We start from the raw sequence: 1,487 nt of genomic DNA on the forward strand, positions 1-1,487 counted from the left end.
GTAGATGACATGGGAGTTTATCAGGAGCGTGGAAACGCTACAGTGACAAACTTATGCAAAACCCCACATCATCTACGAACATCAATAAGAACACACTCCCCAGAGTGATCAAGCTCGGTATCGACGTGCATGCCTCCACTTACGTGGTGGTGATAAAGGTCGATTCTAGCGCTCCGGCGCGGGCGAAGAAAATGAAGCCAGAAAAGTTCCTGCGCTGGGTCCATGAGCTGCGAGGGCAGTGCGAAGAGCTGCACAGTTGCTACGAAGCTGGCCCGTTCGGCTATAGCTTGCACCGTAAGCTCAGTGCTATGGGCGTGAACAACTATGTGATTCGTCCAATCAATTGGGACACTCACGGGCAAAAAGTAAAAACCGACGCCCGCGACGCCTATCAAATGGCCTTAGCTTTGGACGGCTATCTGAGGGGTAATGACCGTAGCTTTACTGTCGTGCGTGTGCCGAGCGAGGCGGAGGAGCATAAACGCAGTTTGACGCGTTTGCGGCAGACCTTCGTCAAAGAACGCGCTCGCTCGGCCAAGCGCGGCTTAAGTATGGGGCTATATTACGAGCGCCCGCTCCCGTCGGGCTGGTGGAAGCCACTAAACTGGGCAAAACTCATCGAAGAATTGGACGAGTTCATTATCCTACTACTGGAGCCGCTACGGGCGAGTTGCCAGCACTTTGACCAATTACTCAAAGACGTGGAAGCGCAGATGGCGCAGCTCGAACCGCAAGCGCAATTGCCCAAAGGCATGGGGATGGTGCTGTATGAACAGATCGAGCGTGAGATCTGCGACTGGAACCGCTTTGAAAACCGCACGCAGATCAGCTCCTACACCGGGCTGTGTCCGAGCGAAGACACCAGTGCCAATCGCCGCTTCCAAGGCTCGATCAATAAACACGGGAACCGGCGTCTGCGGCATATGCTGGTGGAGAGCGTTTGGCTGCTGATACGCTGGAACCCCGGTTACGTCGCTATCGCCAAATGGCAGAGTCGGCTCGATAGCGCCAAGGCGACCAAAGCCAGCCGCAAGAAGATCGTTGTGGCTATCGCCAGGCAGTTTGCCGTGGACTGGTGGCGTGTACGCACCGGGCAAGTCACCGCCGAGTCTTTAGGGCTGGCCATGAAAATAGCCAACTAATCCTCAACCCTCTTAGGTAGATCCCTTAACAATTTAACGTTCTTTTTCAGTCAACTTCGTGCGGAGTGAGTCCGATGAAGCCCCTGTCGCTATGAGCGACGATTTTGTAGAGTGGGCCACTTCGCCACCAAGCTTTTGATGACCCATGGATAGGTCATAATGTGCGCTTCCAATGAAAAGCGGAAACACGGATAGCAGGTTATTCCGGTTCATGAAAAGATACCGCGACCCTTGCTTGGCGGACGTACGAACGACACTGAGACTAAGAGAAACCAAACTTTTATATGTAAAAACCAACTAACAGCTTCTACGTTCTTGACACAAACTAACATAGCAGGGGCTTCA

The 1,487-nt window shown here is 53.1% G+C and carries 1 protein-coding gene; it reads left to right on the plus strand.

Features of this window, described 5'->3' with window-relative positions; translation table 11 throughout:
- Nucleotides 1–53 precede the first annotated feature (53 nt).
- Complete coding sequence (locus tag QEH59_RS18520) at nucleotides 54–1,142, plus strand: IS110 family RNA-guided transposase (protein ID WP_308986872.1); 1,089 nt, start codon at nucleotides 54–56, stop codon at nucleotides 1,140–1,142.
- Nucleotides 1,143–1,487 lie beyond the last annotated feature (345 nt).

It is taken from the genome of Thalassobacterium sedimentorum (assembly GCF_031127905.1).
GTDB classification, from domain to species: Bacteria; Verrucomicrobiota; Verrucomicrobiia; order Opitutales; family Coraliomargaritaceae; genus Thalassobacterium; species Thalassobacterium sedimentorum.